Source organism: Oceanobacillus halophilus, from assembly GCF_003628505.1.
GTDB classification, from domain to species: domain Bacteria; phylum Bacillota; class Bacilli; order Bacillales; family Amphibacillaceae; genus Oceanobacillus; species Oceanobacillus halophilus.
The window spans coordinates 552,152-571,876 of the sequence record NZ_RBZP01000001.1; the positions used below are offsets into that span (position 1 = coordinate 552,152).

Genomic DNA, 19,725 nt, shown 5'->3' on the forward strand with positions numbered 1-19,725 from the left:
ACCTCGGGTAGACTTCATAGCATATTAATGAAGCGATTTTTTATCTTTTCAGCTTCTTCTTCTTTCCGGCAAATGATCAAGCATGTATCATCTCCACAGATTGTGCCCATTATCTCATCCCAATCTAAATTATCAATTAGAACACCTATAGCATGAGCATTTCCTGGAAGAGTTCTTAATACGATAAAATGGCTAGCAGCATCTATTTTCACAAATACATCTACGATCAACCGTTTTAATTTTTCATGGGGATTATATCGCTGATCAGCTGGGAGGCTGTATTTATACTTTCCATGGGTCGAAGGTACTTTAACAAGTTGTAATTCCTTAATATCTCTAGAAACGGTAGCCTGTGTAATGTTGAATCCTAATGATTCTAGACGATCAACTAAATCATCTTGTGTTTCAATTTCTTCCTCTGTAATAAGTTCACGTATTTTTAGGTGACGCTGTATTTTACTCATCTTACAACTCCTTGCCCTTTACTGTATTTCGAATTTCGTATGGGCTTCTTGTACAATATTTTTAATATCTACATATTCAGTTTTACCTTGATTTTTCTTCCAGCCAAAATGAGCAAGAAATTCTATATTTCCTTCTCCACCAGTTATAGGGGAATAAGTTAAATCAAACAATTCATAATGCTCTTTTTCTGCAAATTGAATAATATCATTTAGAACCTCTTCATGGACTTTTTTGTCGCGAACAATCCCTTTATCACCAACTTGATCCCGTCTGGCTTCAAATTGTGGTTTAATTAAAGCGATAATATCACTATTCTTCGATATCAAACGGTGGAGAACTGGTAACATTTGTTTTAATGAGATAAAAGATACATCAATGGTCGCAAGATTTGGTAATCCGTTCTGGAGCATATCGGAAGTAACATATCGAAAATTAGTTCGTTCCATGACAATTACTCGATTATCATTCCTTAATTTCCAGTCTAATTGATTATACCCGACATCAATCGCATAACTGAGTTTAGCACCATTTTTTAGAGCACAATCTGTAAAACCACCCGTTGAGGAGCCGATATCAATTACTATTTTATTATTTGCTGTTACTGAAAAACAAGAAAGAGCTTTTTCCAGCTTTAAGCCACCACGACCAACATAAGGTATTTCTTTTCCTTTTACCGTTAATGGTGTGTCTTCTTTTACCTTCATGCCTGGTTTATCCATACGAATTTGCTTGGAGAATACGAGACCAGCCATAACTAAACGTTTGGCTTTATCGATATTCTCGGCTAATTCTCTTTCTACTAATAATTCATCCAATCGTTTTTTGCTCATTTAGCCTGTCCTTTAGCATTAATTTTTTTTCATTATTTTTATTTTAAACTTATTTTGAAGGATTGAAAGTACTTTTCCTGCAAAAAATATAATACTCGTAGAACTATTCATAGCTACGGTCTTTCCTATTGCTTTTCCACCCACCGTAAGTGCTGCAACAACACTTGTCATAAGCGTAGATAAAGCTAACTGTCCGGGCGAACCTTCACTTTGATTCATTAAAGCTGCAATCTGGAGAACAACAATTGCTGATGCAGTACCACTTACGACCCCTGATATATCCCCAATAACGTCGTTACAAAAGCTAGCAAAGCGATCGGCATTTCGCACAATATATACAGCTTCCTTTGCACCAGATACTTTTTCAGCAGCCATTGCATGGAATGGAGTTTCGTCTGCAGCGGTTGCTGCAATACCTAACGTATCAAAGATAACACCAATTAAAATAATTAGTAAAACGATAAATAGCCCTGTAATCCATACTACTCCACTTAATATGGAGGAGGATACTACTGAAAAAATAGCCGCTAACACAAATGTGATAACGGCGATAGAAAAACTAAATTTAATAGAACGTTTTAAATGTGATTTCATACGTAACCTCTTAATTCAAAATATGTAAGTGGAATGGTCTTTTAAAAGGTTAAAACTGCGGCTTAGGTCCAGTAGGTTTTCCCAGATGGATGCCCCATGTCGCCATGAAAGGTGGTTCCCCTTTAATTCCATCTTAGCTTTGTCGCCAATAGCTAGACTGGATTACCACTTAGTCCGCACTATAATCCCTTTTAAAAGTCATTCGAACAGTCTAGGAGATTTCCTCCACAGTCTTTAACCTATCCCTAGTCTCTTTTGCAAATCTGGTTTCATAGACATAAGTATTAAATTCATTGGCCACCTGAATTAAATACCCACTAATCTAATCCCCACAGAATCACTCAAGACAGGCTACGCTGCATATTAGGTGTCCCATACCATCTATTGCAGGTTCATACCCCATTCCATCGTAATAACTAGCTTAGTTATCACCACAGAGATGGGCCTCCACGGAAATCGGGTCAACGCCCACATGCCTTTGTGGATCGCCCAAAATCCTTAACTCCCAGCATCAACCCAAGGCTGGGCGCCTCAAGCCAACACAAGGAACTTCATCGATGTGCCCTTCAGCGGATTTTTAGCCCCGCCTTCAGGATAGGAGGACTGACTAGAATACTGCACCATTCCATATATAATATCATTATAACAGATTTCACATAAAACATCTAGAATCTTCTAATGATCACGATTGCTAAAGTGTTCCGTTAAGGCCATTAAATGGGAATTGTGTGCATCTGCTTTTTCTAATGCTGCTACAGCTTTATTTACATATTCTTTCTTTTTATTTATTGCACCATCAAGTCCTAATAATTTTGGATAAGTCCCCTTTTCGTTTCCTTCATCACTACCAACAGGTTTTCCTAATTTCTCCTCGTCGCCTGTGATGTCCAGAATATCATCTTGTACTTGGAAAATTAATCCTAAGTAAAAGGAATATTCTTTAAGATTTTCTAATTGTTGTTTAGTAGCACCAGCAAGATATGCCCCTGCATAAATGGCGAATTCCAGTAACTTTCCAGTCTTTAACATGTGAATTTGTTCTAGTTCTTCTAATGTAATTGTTCGATTCTCAGCATCCATATCCAGGAACTGACCAGCAACCATGCCGCTTGGTCCACTGCTAGCAGAAAGATTGGTAATCATTTCCACTTTTTCATCATTTGTAAGCAACGTGTCCTTACCAATTAATTCGAAACTATATGTTAGCAATGCATCTCCTGCTAAAATCGCCGTCGCTTCATCGAAAGCTTTATGATTCGTCAGTTTTCCCCTTCTATAGTTATCATCATCCATTGCAGGCAAATCATCGTGGATAAGTGAGTAAGTATGTACCATTTCTAATGCTATACTGGAAGACAATGCCTTTTGATAATTTTCATCATATGCCTTATAACTAGCCAGCAACAGGATTGGTCTTAACCTTTTCCCACCTGCTTCTACGGAATATAACATGGAATCTTTTAATTGTTTTGGAATAGTTAATTTTTGAAGGTTTTGGCTGAGCTCTTCCTCAATTATCATTCGAAAATCCTTCAAAAATTCATTCAGATTAGATGGCACGATTATTCTTCCTCCTGAATTTCAAACGACTCAAATTCCCCTTGTTCATTCATTATTTGTGTCATTTTTTCTTGAACATTATTTAATTTGTCACTACAAATTTTAGAAAGATTCATTCCTTCTTGATAATAACTAATTGCTTTTTCTAAGGGAACATCCCCTTCTTCCAATTTATTTACAATCTCCTCTAAACTTTTCATTGCTTCTTCAAATGTCAGTTCTTCATTTTTGGTCATCTATACTCTCCTCCACTTCTATTACTTGACAATTAAGACTTCCATCCCGTAGTTGAACGTGAATCTTATCATCTTGATGTACTTGTTTTGCGGATTTTATCATCTCACCTTTAGACGTGAACGGTAGCGCAAAACCACGTTTCATAATTTCTAAAGGGTTTAACAATGATAATTTATCGATGGTATTGGTTAATTGCTGTGTTTTACTATCCAAGATATTAGCCATGTAATAATTCTTAAGTCTGATGGTTTCCTTCAAGGATTTTTTTGCTTGGTCCATCTGTTTTTTAGGATGTTGAGCATTTAGTCTCTTCCATAAATTATCCAATGATGTCTGGTTTTCTTTCTTTGTTTGCCCCATTCCCTTTTGCATCCGTTCCATTAAGCTATCCAGCTCCTGCTCCTTTTGTTTAACTTGAAGCACTGGATAACGGAAAGCGTAAGATTGGGTTAAACGATTTAGATGACTCTTATGATTGAACAATTCGCGCTGTAATTCCCTATTTAGCGATCGTTTCAATTGAACAATACGTTCTTTCAATTCTAACTGAGATTGAACTGCTAACTCAGCAGCTCCTGTAGGTGTAGGTGCTCTGAGATCTGCTACGTAATCACTTATTGTAACATCTGTTTCATGACCTACAGCTGAAATTGTAGGAATCCTTGAATGAAAGATCGCATCAGCAACGATTTCCTCATTAAAACTCCACAGTTCTTCAATTGAACCTCCACCACGACCTACAATCAGCGTATCAAAGATATCCATATTATTGGCTTTATTTATAGCATTGGTAATAGATTTAGCAGCATTTGGTCCCTGTACTAAAACCGGAATTACGGTTACTTTTACGATCGGATATCTTCGTTTTATGGTTGTGATAATATCACGAACAGCCGCACCTGTTGGCGATGTAACCACTCCAATATGCTTTGGGTATAGGGGAATTTCCTTCTTGTAACTCTTATCGAAATATCCCTTTTTATGCAATCTCTCTTTTAATTGTTCAAATGCTAAGTACAATGATCCTATACCATCTGGCTCCATTTGACTAATGTAGAGCTGATATTGTCCATGCGCTTCATAAACACTTATTTCACCTTTTATAAGAACATTCATTCCGTTCTCTGGTCGAAATTTTAAGTATCGGTTATTACCAGCAAACATGACCGCTTGTATTTTCGCTTGGTCATCTTTAATTGTCATATACATATGTCCACGAGAATGATGCTTAAAGTTTGAAATTTCGCCTTTAAGAAAAATGCCTTTTAGATGGGGATCTGTATCTAATTTACGTTTAATATATTTAGTAACTGCAGCTACAGTTAAATATTTATTATTCACCTTTCTCTAACCCTTTTGCAGCCTTAATAGTATTTTTCAATAACATGGCTATCGTCATCGGACCTACACCTTTTGGTACCGGAGTGATAAAAGATGCTTTATCTGCAGCACTATCAAAATCTACATCCCCAGTTAACTTCCCTGTTTCAAGTCTATTAATACCAACATCAATAACTACCGCTCCATCCTTTATGTCTTCTGCTGTGACGACATTTGGTTTTCCAATTGCAACAATTAGAATATCAGCTTTTGTTGTAAACTCCTTTAGATTAGCAGTACGTGAATGACAATAAGTAACTGTTGCATTTTCGTTTAGCAGAAGTTGTCCAACTGGTTTCCCGACGATATTACTTCGGCCTATTACAACTGCATGTTTCCCTTCAATAGAAATATTTCTTGATTTGAGCATAGTGATGATACCATAAGGAGTACATGGTAGAAAAGTATCCTCTCCTAACATCATTCGCCCAATATTGACCGGATGGAATCCATCTACATCTTTGTTCGGATTAATCATTTCGATTACTTTCTGTTCCCTGATATGGTTGGGTAAAGGTAATTGCACTAATATCCCATTTACGGTCTTATCTTCGTTTAATTTATGTATTAGATTTAGCAATTCTTCTTCTGATGTTGTTTCTGGCAATTCGACTAAAGAAGAAGAAATACCTACTTCTTTTGCAGCCTTTTCTTTTCCTTTTACATAGGATTTGGAAGCTGGGTTATCTCCAACCAATACTACTGTCAAATGTGGAGTTACTCCTTCCTCCTGTATCATTTTACTAACTTCATCTTTTAGTTCTAATCGGATTTCCTGTGCTAAATCTCTCCCATTAATTACTTCAGCTGACATCTCTCATTCCCCTTTTTATGCAATTATTTTTGATAAGACACCATTAATAAATCTACCAGATTTATCATCACCAAATTTGTTTCCTAACTCAACTGCCTCATTAATTGTTACATTATTTGGTATATCAGACATGAATTTTATTTCATAAGTAGCAATGCGCAAGATATTTCTTTCAACAGTTGCGATTCGATTTAACGTCCAATTCTCTAAATGTTCCGTTATTGTAGAATCAATCTCTTCTTTATTATCAAAAACACCATTCACAAGCGACATTAAAAATGAATCAACTTTTTCATCTTCTAAAAAAGTTTCCATTGCTTCTGTTGGACTTACTTGATTAATATCCATTTGGAATAGAATTTGAAATGCTTTTTCTCTTGCTGTATGTCGATTCATCGGCCCTTAACTCCTTTTAATTCTTCTCTTGAAAATAATAACATGATTGTGTATGTAAAGCTAGAAAGTACGAACAAATACGATCACTACATATCGGTTAATTATGGGTGAAAGAAAAATGAAGGTCCAAGGATAGACCTTGACCTTCATTCTAGTTTTCTTCTGCTTCTTCATTGTCATCCATATTAATGCCGACTACATGTACATTAACTTCATCCATTTCTAAAGCTGTCATATATTTTAATGACTCGCGAATGTTTGTTTGGATTTTTTGAGCAGCTAGTGGAATGGATACGCCAAAGTTTAGAATGACGTATAAATCAATTGCAACGCCAGTATCAGTTAGCTCCACCCTTACGCCTTTACTGTGTGTTTTCTTACCAAGCCTTTCTACTACACCTGATGCAAAATTCCCTCGCATAGCATAAAGTTCCTCTACCTCAGTTGCCGCAATTCCTGCAATTACTTCAATTACTTCCGGAGCAATTTCAACTTTCCCTAAAGCAGAATTATCGCTTACTTTTAACAACGGTTGTTCACTCATGAATATCACTCCTAAATCGTATTATCCATACGAACTAGTTTCATTTCTTAATTATAGGGTTTTCTTCCAAGAAGTTTGTATTAAAGTCTCCCTCTACAAATACTTTATGGTCCATTATTAATCGATGAAATGGAACAGTCGTATGAACACCTTCAATGATAAATTCATCCAAAGCACGTTTCATTCTATTAATTGCTTCCTCTCGTGTTGGCGCATAAGTAATAAGCTTAGCAATCATGGAGTCATAATAAGGTGGAATCTTATAACCCGAATACACTGCTGAATCTACGCGTACTCCAAAACCACCTGGTGCTAAATACATATTGATGTTACCTGCAGATGGCATGAAGTTCTTGAAAGGATCTTCTGCATTTATCCTGCATTCGATAGCATGTCCCTCAAATTGAATATCCTCTTGACTGATAGATAGCTCTTCGTTATTTGCTATCTTTATTTGTTCTTTGATTAAGTCAACACCTGTTACCATTTCTGTTACGGGATGTTCCACTTGAATTCTTGTATTCATTTCCATGAAGTAGAATTCTTTTGTTTTTCGATCAAAGATATATTCTATGGTACCTGCACCAACATAGTTAACTGCTTTTGCTGCTTTTACGGAAGCATCCCCCATTTTATTTCTTATCTCTTGTGTTAGTGCTGGGGAAGGAGTTTCTTCTATTAATTTTTGAAGTCGTCTTTGGATAGAACAATCTCTTTCACCTAAGTGTACTACATTTCCGTGTGCATCAGCTAATATTTGAATCTCAACATGGCGGAAATCCTCAATGAACTTTTCAATATATACGCCAGGATTACCAAATGCCGTTTCCGCTTCTTTTTGGGTAACTCGAATTCCTTTAACAAGATCCTCTTCTGTTCTAGCAACACGAATTCCCTTTCCACCACCACCTGCAGTAGCCTTTATGATAACTGGAAAGCCTATTTGTTTTGCTACCTGTTTGGCCTCTTCTTCACTCTCAACAATCCCATCTGAACCGGGTACTATCGGAACGTTTGCATTTTTCATCGTTTCCCTTGCAACATCTTTTATACCCATTTTTTGAATAGCTTCTGGTGTTGGACCAACAAAAGCAATGTTACATGCCTTACATATCTCTGCAAAGTCTGCATTTTCAGCTAAAAATCCATAACCTGGATGGATGGCATCGACTTCTGTTAATGTAGCTACACTCATTATATTAGTGAAATTTAAGTAGCTGTCTTTACTCAATTTGGGACCGATACAGTATGCTTCATCAGCTAATTGAACATGTAAAGCATCTCTATCTGCCTCCGAATAAATCGCTACTGTCTCAATCTCCATCTCCTTACATGCACGTATGATTCTGACTGCAATTTCTCCTCGATTAGCGATTAGCAGTTTTTTTATCAATTATTCCAACCCCTTACTTTGTCTTCACTCTAAATAATGGTTGCCCATACTCTACCAATTCACCATTCTCTACTAAAACTTCCACAATTTCACCCGACACTTCCGCTTCTATTTCATTAAATAGTTTCATTGCTTCAACAATGCAAACCACCGAATCGTTTTTCACAGTACTTCCTTTTGATACGTATGGATCACTTTCAGGAGATGGTGATGAATAAAATGTTCCAACCATTGGGGAGACTATTTCATGATCATAGTCTGTAGAAGATTCTTTCTTCACTTCCGTTACTGCTGGCGTTTTATCCTCAGCTTTATCTTCTGTTATTACTGGTTCTGAAGGAGTAGAAACAATTGGAGTTTCTTTTGAAGGTGCTTGAACTACCTCCTTATGTACTACAGATTCGCTTCCTGTTTTTTTCATAGAAACAGTAGCTCCGTCTGTCTCATAGGTAAATTCATTAATACTTGATTGGTCAATCAATTTAATAAGTTCTCTAATTTCTTGTACTTTTAACATGATGGCACCCCTTTTGAATTTTGTGAACTAAAATAATTTTGTGATTTAAAATGAAATTATTATTAGATACTAATAACACCTTCTATCATTTTACTTCAAAATAGACTATCACTTCAAGATTAAAATTCAACATGCTATTATAGTTGATATTTATAAAACGATTTCATTTTGATTATATCAATGATCTTGTACAATTACTAATTTCTATTTGATATTTGAACTTTACAGAATAATGTTATTTCTCATTTCTTATAAACTGTGGTGGTTTTCTTCCGAAGAGGCTGAGGCGGTGCTCGCAGAAAGCTTTGTATTCCGCCGGATCGAATGGTAACACAAAACATTCATAGGTGTAAGCAAGAGCTAAACTACTCTTTATTAAATAAATCCGGAATTTCTATCAATCTTATAAATGAAGTAACATAAAAGAAAAAAATCCAGACACTTTTGTTAGCGTCTGGATTTTTCTCTTTTTACTTTTAACTGTCAGCTGGTTGAATGACAACATCAACAGTGATGTCACCAAATTCATCATATACCATTCTCATAATATTGTTCGCTTCCGTCTCAGACAATTCTTCAGCTTTAACATGTACATGTACTTTTTCATCTTCTGATCGGACAAGTACATCCTGGTACTCTGCTGATGAAAGAATTGAATCCTCTAATATTTTCTCTTTCTTGGATGCTTCTTCTAACTCATCAATTTCTTTTAATGCTTCATCCTTTTCTTCTGCACTAGCTTCACCTGATGCTACAATACTTTCCAAACGAGATTTTGACATGCTTCTTTCATCTTCCACTTCCATGCGAATCGATGCTAGTAGTTCATCTCCACCAATATTTGTCATCTCATCAACTTCTGCATCTTCTGCATTCTCATCTGTTCCTTGTGGTTCAGTTGATGCCGTTTCCTCTGTATCAGTTTGTCCATTATCGATATAAGCTAAGTCATCATTATCAGGTGAAATCATATAATACACACTTAACACAATCATCAAACTTAACATTGTTAACAACCAAACTGTTTGTTTCTTTAACATATTACTTCCTCCCTTTAATCACTTTTTGGCATTACAGAGACTCTATGTGTTGGAACATCCAAAACTCGAGATACTGCTTCTATAATCCATTTTTTTACTGTTGCATGATCTGCCCCCTTAGCTACGACAAATACTCCACTTACATCCGGCCTTTCTGTTTTGACTAATAACGGGACTTCTTGATCTCCCTGTCTTACAAAAACGACCTGAGTTTCTTCTGTCTGGTCTTCCACTTTTCGTGTGCCACCATTTTGGTCAGTTTCATCGGTAGATTGCTGCCCTTTAATAATGTTTCTTTCATAAATTTTGACATTAGTAGATGCTAGATTAACCATCACCTCTGCATCGGAAACACCTTGGATCTTATTAAGCATTTCCTCTAAATCTTCTTCATAGTTTTTTTCAAGTGCATTAACATTGGAGGTTTTCTCATTTTCTTCTGCATTAGCTGCCTGTATATCATGTTGTTTATCAGGTGGCTCCATTGGCTGATCTAATTCAGTTTCCTCTTTAGATGATGTAAAAAGATTACTCATAAATATCAGGAGTATACCAACCAAACCCAGAATAATAACATACCCAGCTTTATTTGTTATACTATTTTCCTGTTCTGAATTTTTTGGTTTAAATAATTTTTCAATGAATCTCTTCAAGATGGCCCTCCCTCCCAGAAAAGGGTTATTTCTTTATCTTGCAGTTCCCATGTTTCTTTTAAAAGCTGTGTAATCTGTTCATCATGTCTGTCCTCTTCCTTCACTTCTACTGATTCATCTGTATTAATTACAACATCTTCAACTACTCTATCTTCTCCCTCCCCTTCTTCAAAATCCTTTACGTAAACAATGACTTCTTCAAGATCCTCATAAGTCCATTTATCTGTTTGATTGAATTGAAATGCGATATCTGATATCGTCGCTTGAAATTCTTCTTTAAGAGGATCTTCTGCAATATCTATTAATTGGACAGCCATTTGTTCTAAAATATATGCATCTTGTGTGCTTTCTATCTCTTTTTTTTGAAATTCGATTAAATTTTCTACAGATTCACTTTCCCCACTCTTCTCATTTACGTGTTGAAATGAACGATTCAATGCAGTTTCTATATCAATCTCTAAGACATAAAAAATTGGTTTTAACAAGATGAGAATAAGAATAAGACCAACTACTAATTTGATATATTTTTTCATAGCTGTTGCTGGTATTAACAAATCTATAACAGTAGCAAGAATAATAAATAATATAATTTGCGTGACCCATTGCACTAAGACATCCATTTTCATCATCCTAACGTAATAGCATGGTAAGATTGCTGGCAACAACTATGATGACAATAGCAAGAAAAAACATAATGGAGACAGCTAGAAGACATGCAAGAATAAATAATATATAGTTACTGATAGTATTTAATGTCGAGATAACTGGCCCGTCGCCAATTGGCTGTAATACAGCAGCTGCAATCTTATAGATGATCGCGATTGCCGCAACCTTCAATGCAGGAAACAATGCAATAAATAGAACAATGATTAGCCCAACAACACCAACTGCATTCTTTAATAGTAATGATGCGCTTAAGATTGTATCCGTTGCATCGGTAAATGTTCGACCGACTACAGGAATAAAGTTACCAGTAATAAATTTAGTAGTTTTCATTGCCACGCCATCCTGAATGGCGCTAGTTGTTCCTTGGACAGAGATAACTCCTAAGAATATAGTCAAGAAAATACCTAGAACCCCCATACTGACATTTTTGAATAAATTAGCCAGATGGGTTACTTTATAATTTTCACTTAAATTACTAACAATCTTAAGTAGCGCTGATAAAAATAATAATGGTAAAATAAACGTTGATATTAGAACACCACTAAGGTTAATTAGAAAAATAATAATTGGATGAAAAAAGGATACCGAAACTACATTGCCGAAAGTTGCCATCAATCCCAGGACTAACGGAAGCAAGGCAATCATAAAGCTGCTCATCGTACTTATCGCTTCTTCCACATATGATACAGCCAAATAAAAACTATTTAACGCTAAAAATATAAGAACAATATATACCACAAAATAAGCAATTTTACTCACAGCTGATTTTTCAAATGCCGTATGCATGGTTTGTAATAAAATGGAAAATAATGTTAGCATGAGTAAGGTACCCAGCAATTTTCCATTCATTATAATCTCATGGAATAAGTACTCCACAAACCCCATTAATACGGACTTAATAGAAAAAGAATCCTGATTTTTGATAAATTCATAAATACTTGTCTTTTCTAATTCTGGAACATAGCCACCATATTCATGAACAATTTGATTCCAATAATCTTGTACACCATCCAGAGAGATTTCATCTAATATCGTATCCGTCATATCTACCTGGTCTGTTTCTGCATATACTGATGCTTGTCCGCAAAAGAGAAAAATAAATGTGAACAAGGTAATTCCTATTTTATTAATTGAATTCATTCACAATGATTTCTCCCTTCATTAGATATTTCTAAACGGATGGTAAAAAACTTACAATTGCTTCGATTACAGCTGTAATGATAGGTACGGCAAGTAAAATAATAAAAATTTTACCTGCAAGCTCTATGTTTTTGGCAACGGCTCCTAGTCCAGCTTCTTTCGTCAGACTTGCTCCAAGCTCTGCTATATAAGCAATTCCGATTATTTTAAGAATTGTCTCCATATATAAACCTTCAACATTAGCATTCCTACCAAGTTCTTGTATCATTTCGAAAATAATTCCAATTTGATGAATGATGGCTAAAAAGATAATAATACTGGTAACGATAATTAGAAAAAATGCAAATGAACTATTTGTATCTTTTAAAATGATATATAAGATGCTGGCAACAATCCCAAGAAGCACAATTTGTAAAATATCCATAGCTACCTGCCCCTAGAAAAGAAATACTGATTTAATTTGGTTAAATAAATCAGAAAGTCCATTAATAACAATAACAAGTACAATAATAAATCCGATCAGTGTTGCAAATTGTGCAATTTCTTCTTTCCCCATTTGTTTTAAGATGGTATGTATTAATGCTACAATGATTCCAATTCCAGCTATTTGGAATAAAACCTGTGCATCTGTAAACATGGACTATCTCCTTTCCTTCTAAATAAGCAGTAACACAATAAACAGTCCAGCCAATACACCTAAACTTTTAGCCATTTTGCTGTATCTGTATTGTTCATCTCTTGCATCCTCTAATTCCCTTTCCAAATGAGTAAGGGTAAGCTGAATATGCTTTTGCTGCTGATATAAATCATGCTGACCTAATGTTCTGCCAAATTGATAAAGTATTTCTCTTTCAGTAGAACTTAAACTGGAATTCTGCACAAGGTTATCAACTTGTTCTTTCCATATCCGGTAAAAATCAATGTTCGTATTCTGTAAACTTTTTCCCAGTTCGTCAAAGAATGATTTTGCAGGTTCTGGAATTTGCCTAGCAATACTTAAAAATGCATCCTTTAGGGGTAATTGACTATACACAATCTCCGCCTCCAGTATTTGCAGTGCGTTTTTTAATTGTCGTATCTGCTTTGGACGCTTCGTCAACCGGTTACTCCAGTCAAACCCTAACCAAGTAGTTGTGCCAATTAATAGAATCGCCCCAATCCACTTCATATATGGACATACCCCGATTTCTGTATCATTTGCTTTAGATTTTGATCATAAACGTTTCTTATCTGTGAGGGCTCCCTTGTTCGATCTAAAACAATAATTCGTTCAAAAACCCTCTGCTTAAAAACCATTTGTAAGGATGGTCTTCTAATTAGTTCATTTAAGTCCTTGCCATGAATGGTACAAATGACTGTTACCCCTGTATTAATAGCTTCCATCAACGCAGCTATATCTTTCTCACTGCCAATTTCATCTACTACCAATACTTCTGGAGACATGGACCTGACCATCATCATCATTCCATCAGCCTTTGGACAAGCATCCATTACATCTGTTCGATATCCTAAATCATGTTGAGGAATCCCATTAATGGATCCAGCAATTTCCGATCTTTCATCAATGACCCCGACTTTATGGGCCTGGACATTTTTCCAACCAGTTGCAATGATTCTTGTAGCATCTCGAATAAGAGTAGTTTTACCTGTCTGAGGAGGTCCGACAATTAGTGTGTTCATATAACTCTTATCGTACATATATGGTAGGATATTTCGGGCAGCCCCTATTTTCTGTTTGGCAATGCGTATATTAAAAAAAGTAATATATTGCAATGCTTTTACTGATCCATCCGACGTGTTGACTCTTCCAGCAATACCTACTCGATGGCCCCCTTCTATCGTTATATAACCTTCTCGCAATTCATCGGTCATCCGGTACAGTGAGAATTCACTTAGTTGGTTGATAATAAATATTCCTTCTTCTTTACTTGGTTTTAACATCGGTAACCATTCCATTGTTCTATCAAAAATTAGCTCTACCGGCTGAAACAGTCGTATGCGAATCTCTTGCAGAGACCCCCATCTATCTCCAATTTTGGTCAGTATGGCTTGTCTCATTTCATTGGGAAATAATCGCATAATTTCTTCCATAGCAGACCCTCTCTTTTTGAGTGTTGTATAGTAAAATGTATGTTTTCTAGTAAAAATTATGACTATAGAAGTTTCGATTAAAAATTCCATTTTATATATTTGTATAAAATGAAGCTTATCTTTTATGTATGCATTAGCTATGTCACCAAATAAAAAAAGCCCTAGAATATATCTAGGGTAAGTGGGTCTATTAGAATAAATCTGCCTACTTTTGTATACCATCATTCCGTTGAATAATATTCATGGCTTTGTCGAATTGAGTTTCATCTACTAAACCTTCTAGCATATAGAGCTCATTCTGTTCGTCACCTTCCCGATAAACAGTTGCATACCCCATATTGGAAGTTGTATTATTTAATGCTACAAACGGGACAAAGCCCTCTTCTGTATTTTGCCTAGGTACGGAATCTATTGTTACATTCGATGTCCGCAATGTTCTCAGGCTTGCATGTGCAGATAAGAGATCATCTTCAGATTTAAAGTAGGCAGTAAATTGTTTAGCCATCTTAACAATCCCTTTCCTATAAATTCATTATTATTATTTACAGGAATTGCGAAATTTATTGACATAATAAAAAAAGAGGCTGAGACAAAAGTATTTTCTCAAAGGAAAACCCGAACACGATTGGTGGATTGGTGCATAAATACCGCTCCGGAAATATACTTCGCTATGTAGCACATTGTTCGTTTTCTGAGTTAAACACTTTAGTTTTTGTCCCAGCCTATACTCTAAAAAGAAAAATAGTGGGTAAATCATCCGTCGATGATTTTACCCACTAATCTTAGTATTTTTATGTTATTTACGCTCTAGAAACATATTTGCCATCTGATGTGTTGACAACCAAAACGTCACCTTTATTTACAAAAAACGGTACTTGTACCACATGACCCGTTTCTAATGTTGCTGGTTTTGTTCCACCACTAGCAGTATCACCTTTAATACCTGGTTCTGTTTCTGTTACTTCAAGTTCGACATTATTAGGTAAGTCAACACCTAGTATTTCACCTTCATAACTAATTACGTTAACTTCCATATTTTCTTTCATAAACTTCAATTGATACTCAATTTGTTCACCAGGGATTTCAATCTGTTCGTACGTATTCATATCCATAAAAGCATGGGCATTCCCTGAAGCATATAAATATTGCATTTTATTATTTTCTATGTGAGCTCTGCTTACTTTCTCTCCTGCACGGAATGTTTTTTCCTGAATAGCACCGTTTCTAAGATTACGGAGTTTAGATCGTACAAAGGCAGCCCCCTTACCAGGTTTTACATGTTGAAACTCCATCACCTGCCAAATATCGTTATCTACTTCGATCGTTAAACCCGTTTTAAAATCATTTACAGAAATCATTAAAGTGTCCTCCGTTTCGTATCCCTATAATTGTATAAGTTCTTTTGATGCAAATGTCAGGCGTTCGTTCCCATTCTCTGTAATAACAATGTCATCCTCAATTCGGCAACCACCAACACCTGCAATATAAATACCAGGTTCCACGGTAACAACCATACCTGGTTTTAATTTTACATCCGAACGTTTAGATAATCCTGGTCCTTCGTGCACTTCTAGTCCAATTCCATGCCCTGTTGAATGACCAAAATATTTGCCGTAACCTTTGTCTTCGATATAATCTCTGGTTAAAGCATCCGCTTCTTTCCCAGTCAGCCCGGGTTTTATTCCATTAACCCCTCGTTGATTGGCTTCTAAGACAGTATAATAGATATCTTTTAACTGATCGGATATATCACCAACTGCAACAGTCCTTGTTGTATCCGAGCAATATCCTTTATACAGAGCTCCAAAATCCAATGTTACTAGTTCACCAGATTGGATTTCTTTATCTGATGCAACTCCGTGTGGCAGTGCTGAGCGGTATCCGGAAGCAACAATCGTATCAAAACTGGAAGAAGTGGCACCTTGTCTCCTCATAAAGAATTCAAGTTCATTTGAGATATCAATTTCTTTTACACCAGGTTTAATAAAAGATTGTATATGTTCAAAAGCATCATCCACAATTTTAGCAGCTTGTTTTAATATTCCTAGTTCTTCATCAGATTTGATTAAGCGTATTTCTTCAATTATTCCACTAACAGGGATTAATTCGACATCAAATGAATCTTTATATGCTTGATAAACACCATAGGTTACATGGTCCTTTTCAAAACCTAAACGTTTAATATTCATATCCTTTAGCTGTATTTTCAGTTCGTTTTCAAGTGTATTACTATGTTCAATTATTTTAAATCCTTCTGCTTGAGCAGTGGCCTGTTCGGTGTATCTAAAATCGGTAATAAAACGAGAATCATCTTTAGAAATGATCGCTGCACCTGCCGTACCTGTGAAACCAGTTATATACCTTCTATTATAAGGACTAGTAATTAAAATGCCGTCTAAATCATTCTCTTCAAGTTTTCCTTTTAAATTAGCTAATTTCTCCATGATTCCATCCCTTCTTTAACCCGCTGCTACAATAGTTGAACGGCTGTTAAAATTTAACTATTTTTTAGTTTACCATAAATGGAGCTGTTTTGATAACCATTTGTAACATGCAGGTATTTTATTAACAGTTTAAGAAGGGTGACCATTAAGTTTCTTTCACTTGTGTTTCATGGTAATCGTAAGAAATCGAATATCCAATAAAAATACCATATAATATATATAAACAAAGAGTAGTCACTATAGTATTTGTGTCTAAATCAAATAATCCTGGTACATTATTGAATATTGGCTGAAGTAAATAGAATATAATTGCCCATAGGATAATACCATATAACACTCCTACCCACATTGATTTTACTTTTTTCAATGTGCCATAATAAATCAAGGCTATAATCATAGACAACACTCCAATGAGGACAATTGATACTAGATCCCCTAACCAACTACTTGTCCAATCTGTCTTTAACCAGGACCTTAATATGAACGATTTAGGAGATACCTTGGAGAAATTAAAATAAAACAGAATTACTGCTATGGTACTCCAAAAAAGCCCTCCGATAAATCCCGTTAATAAGGACCTAGCCAATAAAGACATTGAATCCTCATTTCGTTTGTTTTGTTCCAGTTGATTATTTTCTGCCATAATATCACCTCAACTATATTATTGCCAAATACAATAAAACCAATCACATAGTCTTTTGTATAATATTTATTTGACTATTAAGAAATATAGTAATAAACACTAGTTATATTTGCCGCAATTTAGTAAAATAGTATTAGGGGATATATATAATTATTAAAAATCCCTTAAATAAAATCAGTGACATAGATAAAAAGGTTAAGAAAGTATGAATAAATAATAAGAAAAAGGAAAAAATTGAATTATTGATGAAAAAATTGTTATACCATACATAATCTGGAAACAACATCTAGAGGTAGATATCTGCTTTGATTCCAGATATATATAAGAAAAGGAGGAGATTCTAGTGGCTCGCAATAAATGGTCTTGGTTGTTTTATGTGATCATCGGGTTAGGAGTAGTTGGTTTATTATCCCAACTTTTCACACAACCTGGAAGCTTTTTTAGAAGCATTTTCACAACTCTTGGTATTGGATTAGCGATATTTGCTTTAATCTATTTTGTCTTCTTGAAAAATAGAGCTCCTTCTAACGATATGAAAAAATATAAAAAAGCAGTACGTCAATCCAAAGAGAAATATCACAAAGATGCACCAAACATACCTAGCAAGAATGCAAAACCTCTTACTAAGAAACAGCCCAATCTAATTAAGAAAAAGAGAACTAAGCGTACAGCTTCACATTTAAAAGTTATTGAGGGAAATAAATCCAAACGAAAAGACCGTGCTTCATTTTAAAATTGAGCACGGTCTTTTCATTCTAATCACGTTTATCTTGGCCAGTATCTTAAGAAATCATTGGAATAGTTTCTCCCTATTTCATATAACTCTTGTTTGACTTGTTGGCTAATATGAAAATCAACTGAATCAATATCATTAATTGGAATAAATAGGATGTTATTTTTAGCTGCTTTAGAAATATAACGGGTATCATGCGCTTGTTTCATGGTCGCAAACAATGCAGTGAACATATCAAAAGCATTCTTAATCTCCCTAGGATAGTTTTGTTTCTCTATCGAACCGGTAAATTTCACACCTAAAACAGGCCTTGTATCTCTTTTTTCTTCTCCATCAGAAAATAACCAAAGTGGAAAATTACTAAGTAGTCCACCATCCACAATAATACTTTTTTTATTTGTTTTTCCTGGTAGTTTTTTGGGCATAAAAAAATATGGAAAGCCTGCACTCATTCTTACTGCCTTAGAAACTGGAAAGAATTTAGGATTAAGTCCATATACTCTTTCTAAATCATCAGGAATGACAATTAATTTTCCCAAAGATAAATCACTTACTACAACCTTAAGATAACCTTCTTTAATGTCATTGAAAGTATAAACACCCTTATTTGCTAGCTGCTCGTATAACCAGTTTTCTAGTTTTTTTCCTTTATTGATTCCCAATTGAAAATAAAAAAATAACCATTTACTGAATGGAATATAATTAGTCAAAGTTGGAGGATCTAAGAATTCCTTCAATTCAAGATGACGTATTAAGTGAAGAATTTCATCCGTTTTATAACCGGCTGCTAAAAAGGATGCCACCATTGCGCCTGCAGATGTTCCTGCAACCCTTTCAATATCTAAGTCATGATCCTTAAAACTTTCTAAAACCCCAGCAAAGGCAAAAGCTTTTACACCGCCACCAGAAAATACGGCATCTATTTTCATCTTCTCTCCCCTTATGCCTAAATGTAGGTATACATTATCTTTAAGCATAAGTTGAGCATTTTAGAACTTTTTTATTTTAAGTTCGTTTATTCATGCTTCATTATTTTCATTCTGAAATTTCTTCAAATCTTCTACTCTCGTATCATTCGATTTAAAGTAATTCACCAAATCGCCAATTCGGTCAATGGAATTCCAGCTTAAATGATGCTCTATACCTTCAACATCATTATAGATGTTTTCTTTTTCCACTCCAATTATCTCAAGAAACTCTTCTAATAATTCATGTCGGTAGACTAAACGCTCTCCAACTTTTTTTCCTTTCTTAGTCAAAACAAATCCTTGATACTTCTCATAATCTAAGTAATCATCTTTATCTAATTTTTGGATCATTTTCGTCACGGAAGAAGGGTGCACGGATAAGGCTTTAGCAATTGCAGAGACACGTGCATATCCTTTGGTTTCCATTAGGTTATATATGATTTCTATATAATCTTCCATACTCGGAGTTGGCATGAGTTTCCCTCTTTTCTGTCTTATTTTTAGTCTACGCAAAATTGTTTCTGTATTATGAGCATACAGGAAATTATTATCTTAAACAAGTAAAGTACTTAAAGCAAAAGCCTTTTTTCATGAGTGTTGTTTGCATCAGAATTGAT

General features: G+C 35.1%; 26 protein-coding genes. 1 reads left to right on the forward strand and 25 read right to left on the reverse strand.

The window, feature by feature from the left end; all coding sequences use genetic code 11:
• Window positions 1-14: 14 nt before the first annotated feature.
• From ahrC to D8M06_RS02905, 23 genes are all read right to left on the reverse strand, one after another.
• Window positions 15-464: a transcriptional regulator AhrC/ArgR gene (gene ahrC / locus D8M06_RS02790; RefSeq protein WP_121202820.1), complete on the reverse strand. Its 450-nt coding sequence runs from the start codon at window positions 462-464 to the stop codon at window positions 15-17.
• Window positions 465-482: 18 nt separating this feature from the next.
• Window positions 483-1,295, reverse strand: coding sequence for a TlyA family RNA methyltransferase (locus tag D8M06_RS02795; RefSeq protein WP_121202821.1), 813 nt, complete (start codon window positions 1,293-1,295; stop codon window positions 483-485).
• Window positions 1,296-1,313: 18 nt separating this feature from the next.
• Window positions 1,314-1,889 carry a hypothetical protein gene (locus D8M06_RS02800; RefSeq protein WP_121202822.1) on the reverse strand — a complete coding sequence of 192 codons (576 nt, stop codon included), beginning with the start codon at window positions 1,887-1,889 and terminating at the stop codon, window positions 1,314-1,316.
• Between the two features lie 675 nt (window positions 1,890-2,564).
• Window positions 2,565-3,449 (reverse strand): polyprenyl synthetase family protein, encoded by an 885-nt coding sequence (locus D8M06_RS02810; RefSeq protein WP_121202823.1) that lies wholly within the window; start codon window positions 3,447-3,449, stop codon window positions 2,565-2,567.
• Between the two features lie 2 nt (window positions 3,450-3,451).
• Entirely contained in the window at window positions 3,452-3,685 is a 234-nt protein-coding gene (locus tag D8M06_RS02815; protein ID WP_121202824.1) for an exodeoxyribonuclease VII small subunit, read from the reverse strand.
• The gene (gene xseA / locus D8M06_RS02820; protein WP_121202825.1) at window positions 3,672-5,027 is read right to left on the reverse strand and encodes an exodeoxyribonuclease VII large subunit; all 1,356 of its coding nucleotides are present in this window, start codon (window positions 5,025-5,027) and stop codon (window positions 3,672-3,674) included. The genes D8M06_RS02815 and xseA overlap by 14 nt, the downstream gene beginning before the upstream one ends.
• Window positions 5,020-5,880: a bifunctional methylenetetrahydrofolate dehydrogenase/methenyltetrahydrofolate cyclohydrolase FolD gene (gene folD / locus D8M06_RS02825; RefSeq protein WP_121202826.1), complete on the reverse strand. Its 861-nt coding sequence runs from the start codon at window positions 5,878-5,880 to the stop codon at window positions 5,020-5,022. The genes xseA and folD overlap by 8 nt, the downstream gene beginning before the upstream one ends.
• A gap of 15 nt (window positions 5,881-5,895) precedes the next feature.
• Window positions 5,896-6,276, reverse strand: coding sequence for a transcription antitermination factor NusB (nusB, locus tag D8M06_RS02830; RefSeq protein ID WP_121202827.1), 381 nt, complete (start codon window positions 6,274-6,276; stop codon window positions 5,896-5,898).
• 151 nt (window positions 6,277-6,427) lie between these two features.
• Entirely contained in the window at window positions 6,428-6,820 is a 393-nt protein-coding gene (locus D8M06_RS02835) for an Asp23/Gls24 family envelope stress response protein (RefSeq protein ID WP_121202828.1), read from the reverse strand.
• Window positions 6,821-6,860: 40 nt separating this feature from the next.
• Window positions 6,861-8,213, reverse strand: coding sequence for an acetyl-CoA carboxylase biotin carboxylase subunit (accC, locus tag D8M06_RS02840; protein ID WP_121202829.1), 1,353 nt, complete (start codon window positions 8,211-8,213; stop codon window positions 6,861-6,863).
• 13 nt (window positions 8,214-8,226) lie between these two features.
• Complete coding sequence (gene accB, locus D8M06_RS02845) at window positions 8,227-8,730, reverse strand: acetyl-CoA carboxylase biotin carboxyl carrier protein (protein WP_121202830.1); 504 nt, start codon at window positions 8,728-8,730, stop codon at window positions 8,227-8,229.
• A 476-nt stretch (window positions 8,731-9,206) separates the two neighbouring features.
• Window positions 9,207-9,770 (reverse strand): SpoIIIAH-like family protein, encoded by a 564-nt coding sequence (locus tag D8M06_RS02850; RefSeq protein ID WP_121202831.1) that lies wholly within the window; start codon window positions 9,768-9,770, stop codon window positions 9,207-9,209.
• Between the two features lie 14 nt (window positions 9,771-9,784).
• A complete protein-coding gene (spoIIIAG, locus tag D8M06_RS02855; protein ID WP_121202832.1) occupies window positions 9,785-10,423 on the reverse strand; it encodes a stage III sporulation protein AG in 639 nt (212 codons plus the stop codon).
• Window positions 10,420-11,043 (reverse strand): stage III sporulation protein AF, encoded by a 624-nt coding sequence (gene spoIIIAF / locus D8M06_RS02860; RefSeq protein ID WP_121202833.1) that lies wholly within the window; start codon window positions 11,041-11,043, stop codon window positions 10,420-10,422. The genes spoIIIAG and spoIIIAF overlap by 4 nt, the downstream gene beginning before the upstream one ends.
• Window positions 11,044-11,053: 10 nt before the next feature.
• Entirely contained in the window at window positions 11,054-12,229 is a 1,176-nt protein-coding gene (gene spoIIIAE, locus D8M06_RS02865) for a stage III sporulation protein AE (RefSeq protein WP_121202834.1), read from the reverse strand.
• A gap of 31 nt (window positions 12,230-12,260) precedes the next feature.
• The gene (spoIIIAD, locus tag D8M06_RS02870) at window positions 12,261-12,653 is read right to left on the reverse strand and encodes a stage III sporulation protein AD (RefSeq protein WP_121202835.1); all 393 of its coding nucleotides are present in this window, start codon (window positions 12,651-12,653) and stop codon (window positions 12,261-12,263) included.
• 12 nt (window positions 12,654-12,665) lie between these two features.
• Window positions 12,666-12,866 (reverse strand): stage III sporulation protein AC, encoded by a 201-nt coding sequence (spoIIIAC, locus tag D8M06_RS02875; RefSeq protein ID WP_121202836.1) that lies wholly within the window; start codon window positions 12,864-12,866, stop codon window positions 12,666-12,668.
• Between the two features lie 18 nt (window positions 12,867-12,884).
• Window positions 12,885-13,397: a stage III sporulation protein SpoIIIAB gene (gene spoIIIAB / locus D8M06_RS02880; protein WP_121202837.1), complete on the reverse strand. Its 513-nt coding sequence runs from the start codon at window positions 13,395-13,397 to the stop codon at window positions 12,885-12,887.
• Window positions 13,394-14,320 carry a stage III sporulation protein AA gene (gene spoIIIAA, locus D8M06_RS02885; RefSeq protein ID WP_121202838.1) on the reverse strand — a complete coding sequence of 309 codons (927 nt, stop codon included), beginning with the start codon at window positions 14,318-14,320 and terminating at the stop codon, window positions 13,394-13,396. The genes spoIIIAB and spoIIIAA overlap by 4 nt, the downstream gene beginning before the upstream one ends.
• A gap of 205 nt (window positions 14,321-14,525) precedes the next feature.
• The gene (locus tag D8M06_RS02890; RefSeq protein WP_121202839.1) at window positions 14,526-14,825 is read right to left on the reverse strand and encodes a hypothetical protein; all 300 of its coding nucleotides are present in this window, start codon (window positions 14,823-14,825) and stop codon (window positions 14,526-14,528) included.
• Between the two features lie 295 nt (window positions 14,826-15,120).
• Complete coding sequence (efp, locus tag D8M06_RS02895; protein ID WP_121202840.1) at window positions 15,121-15,678, reverse strand: elongation factor P; 558 nt, start codon at window positions 15,676-15,678, stop codon at window positions 15,121-15,123.
• Between the two features lie 24 nt (window positions 15,679-15,702).
• Complete coding sequence (locus tag D8M06_RS02900) at window positions 15,703-16,764, reverse strand: M24 family metallopeptidase (protein ID WP_121202841.1); 1,062 nt, start codon at window positions 16,762-16,764, stop codon at window positions 15,703-15,705.
• Window positions 16,765-16,909: 145 nt separating this feature from the next.
• Window positions 16,910-17,407, reverse strand: coding sequence for a YqhR family membrane protein (locus D8M06_RS02905; protein WP_121202842.1), 498 nt, complete (start codon window positions 17,405-17,407; stop codon window positions 16,910-16,912).
• A gap of 343 nt (window positions 17,408-17,750) precedes the next feature.
• On the opposite strand from D8M06_RS02905, the gene D8M06_RS02910 reads away from it, so the two are divergent.
• On the forward strand, window positions 17,751-18,140 hold the full coding sequence (locus D8M06_RS02910) for an SA1362 family protein (RefSeq protein ID WP_121202843.1): 390 nt from the start codon (window positions 17,751-17,753) through the stop codon (window positions 18,138-18,140).
• A 32-nt stretch (window positions 18,141-18,172) separates the two neighbouring features.
• Here D8M06_RS02910 and D8M06_RS02915 read toward each other — a convergent pair whose 3' ends face one another.
• Complete coding sequence (locus D8M06_RS02915; protein ID WP_121202844.1) at window positions 18,173-19,069, reverse strand: patatin-like phospholipase family protein; 897 nt, start codon at window positions 19,067-19,069, stop codon at window positions 18,173-18,175.
• Window positions 19,070-19,159: 90 nt separating this feature from the next.
• Window positions 19,160-19,582: a transcriptional regulator MntR gene (mntR, locus tag D8M06_RS02920; RefSeq protein ID WP_121202845.1), complete on the reverse strand. Its 423-nt coding sequence runs from the start codon at window positions 19,580-19,582 to the stop codon at window positions 19,160-19,162.
• Between the last annotated feature and the right edge of the window lie 143 nt (window positions 19,583-19,725).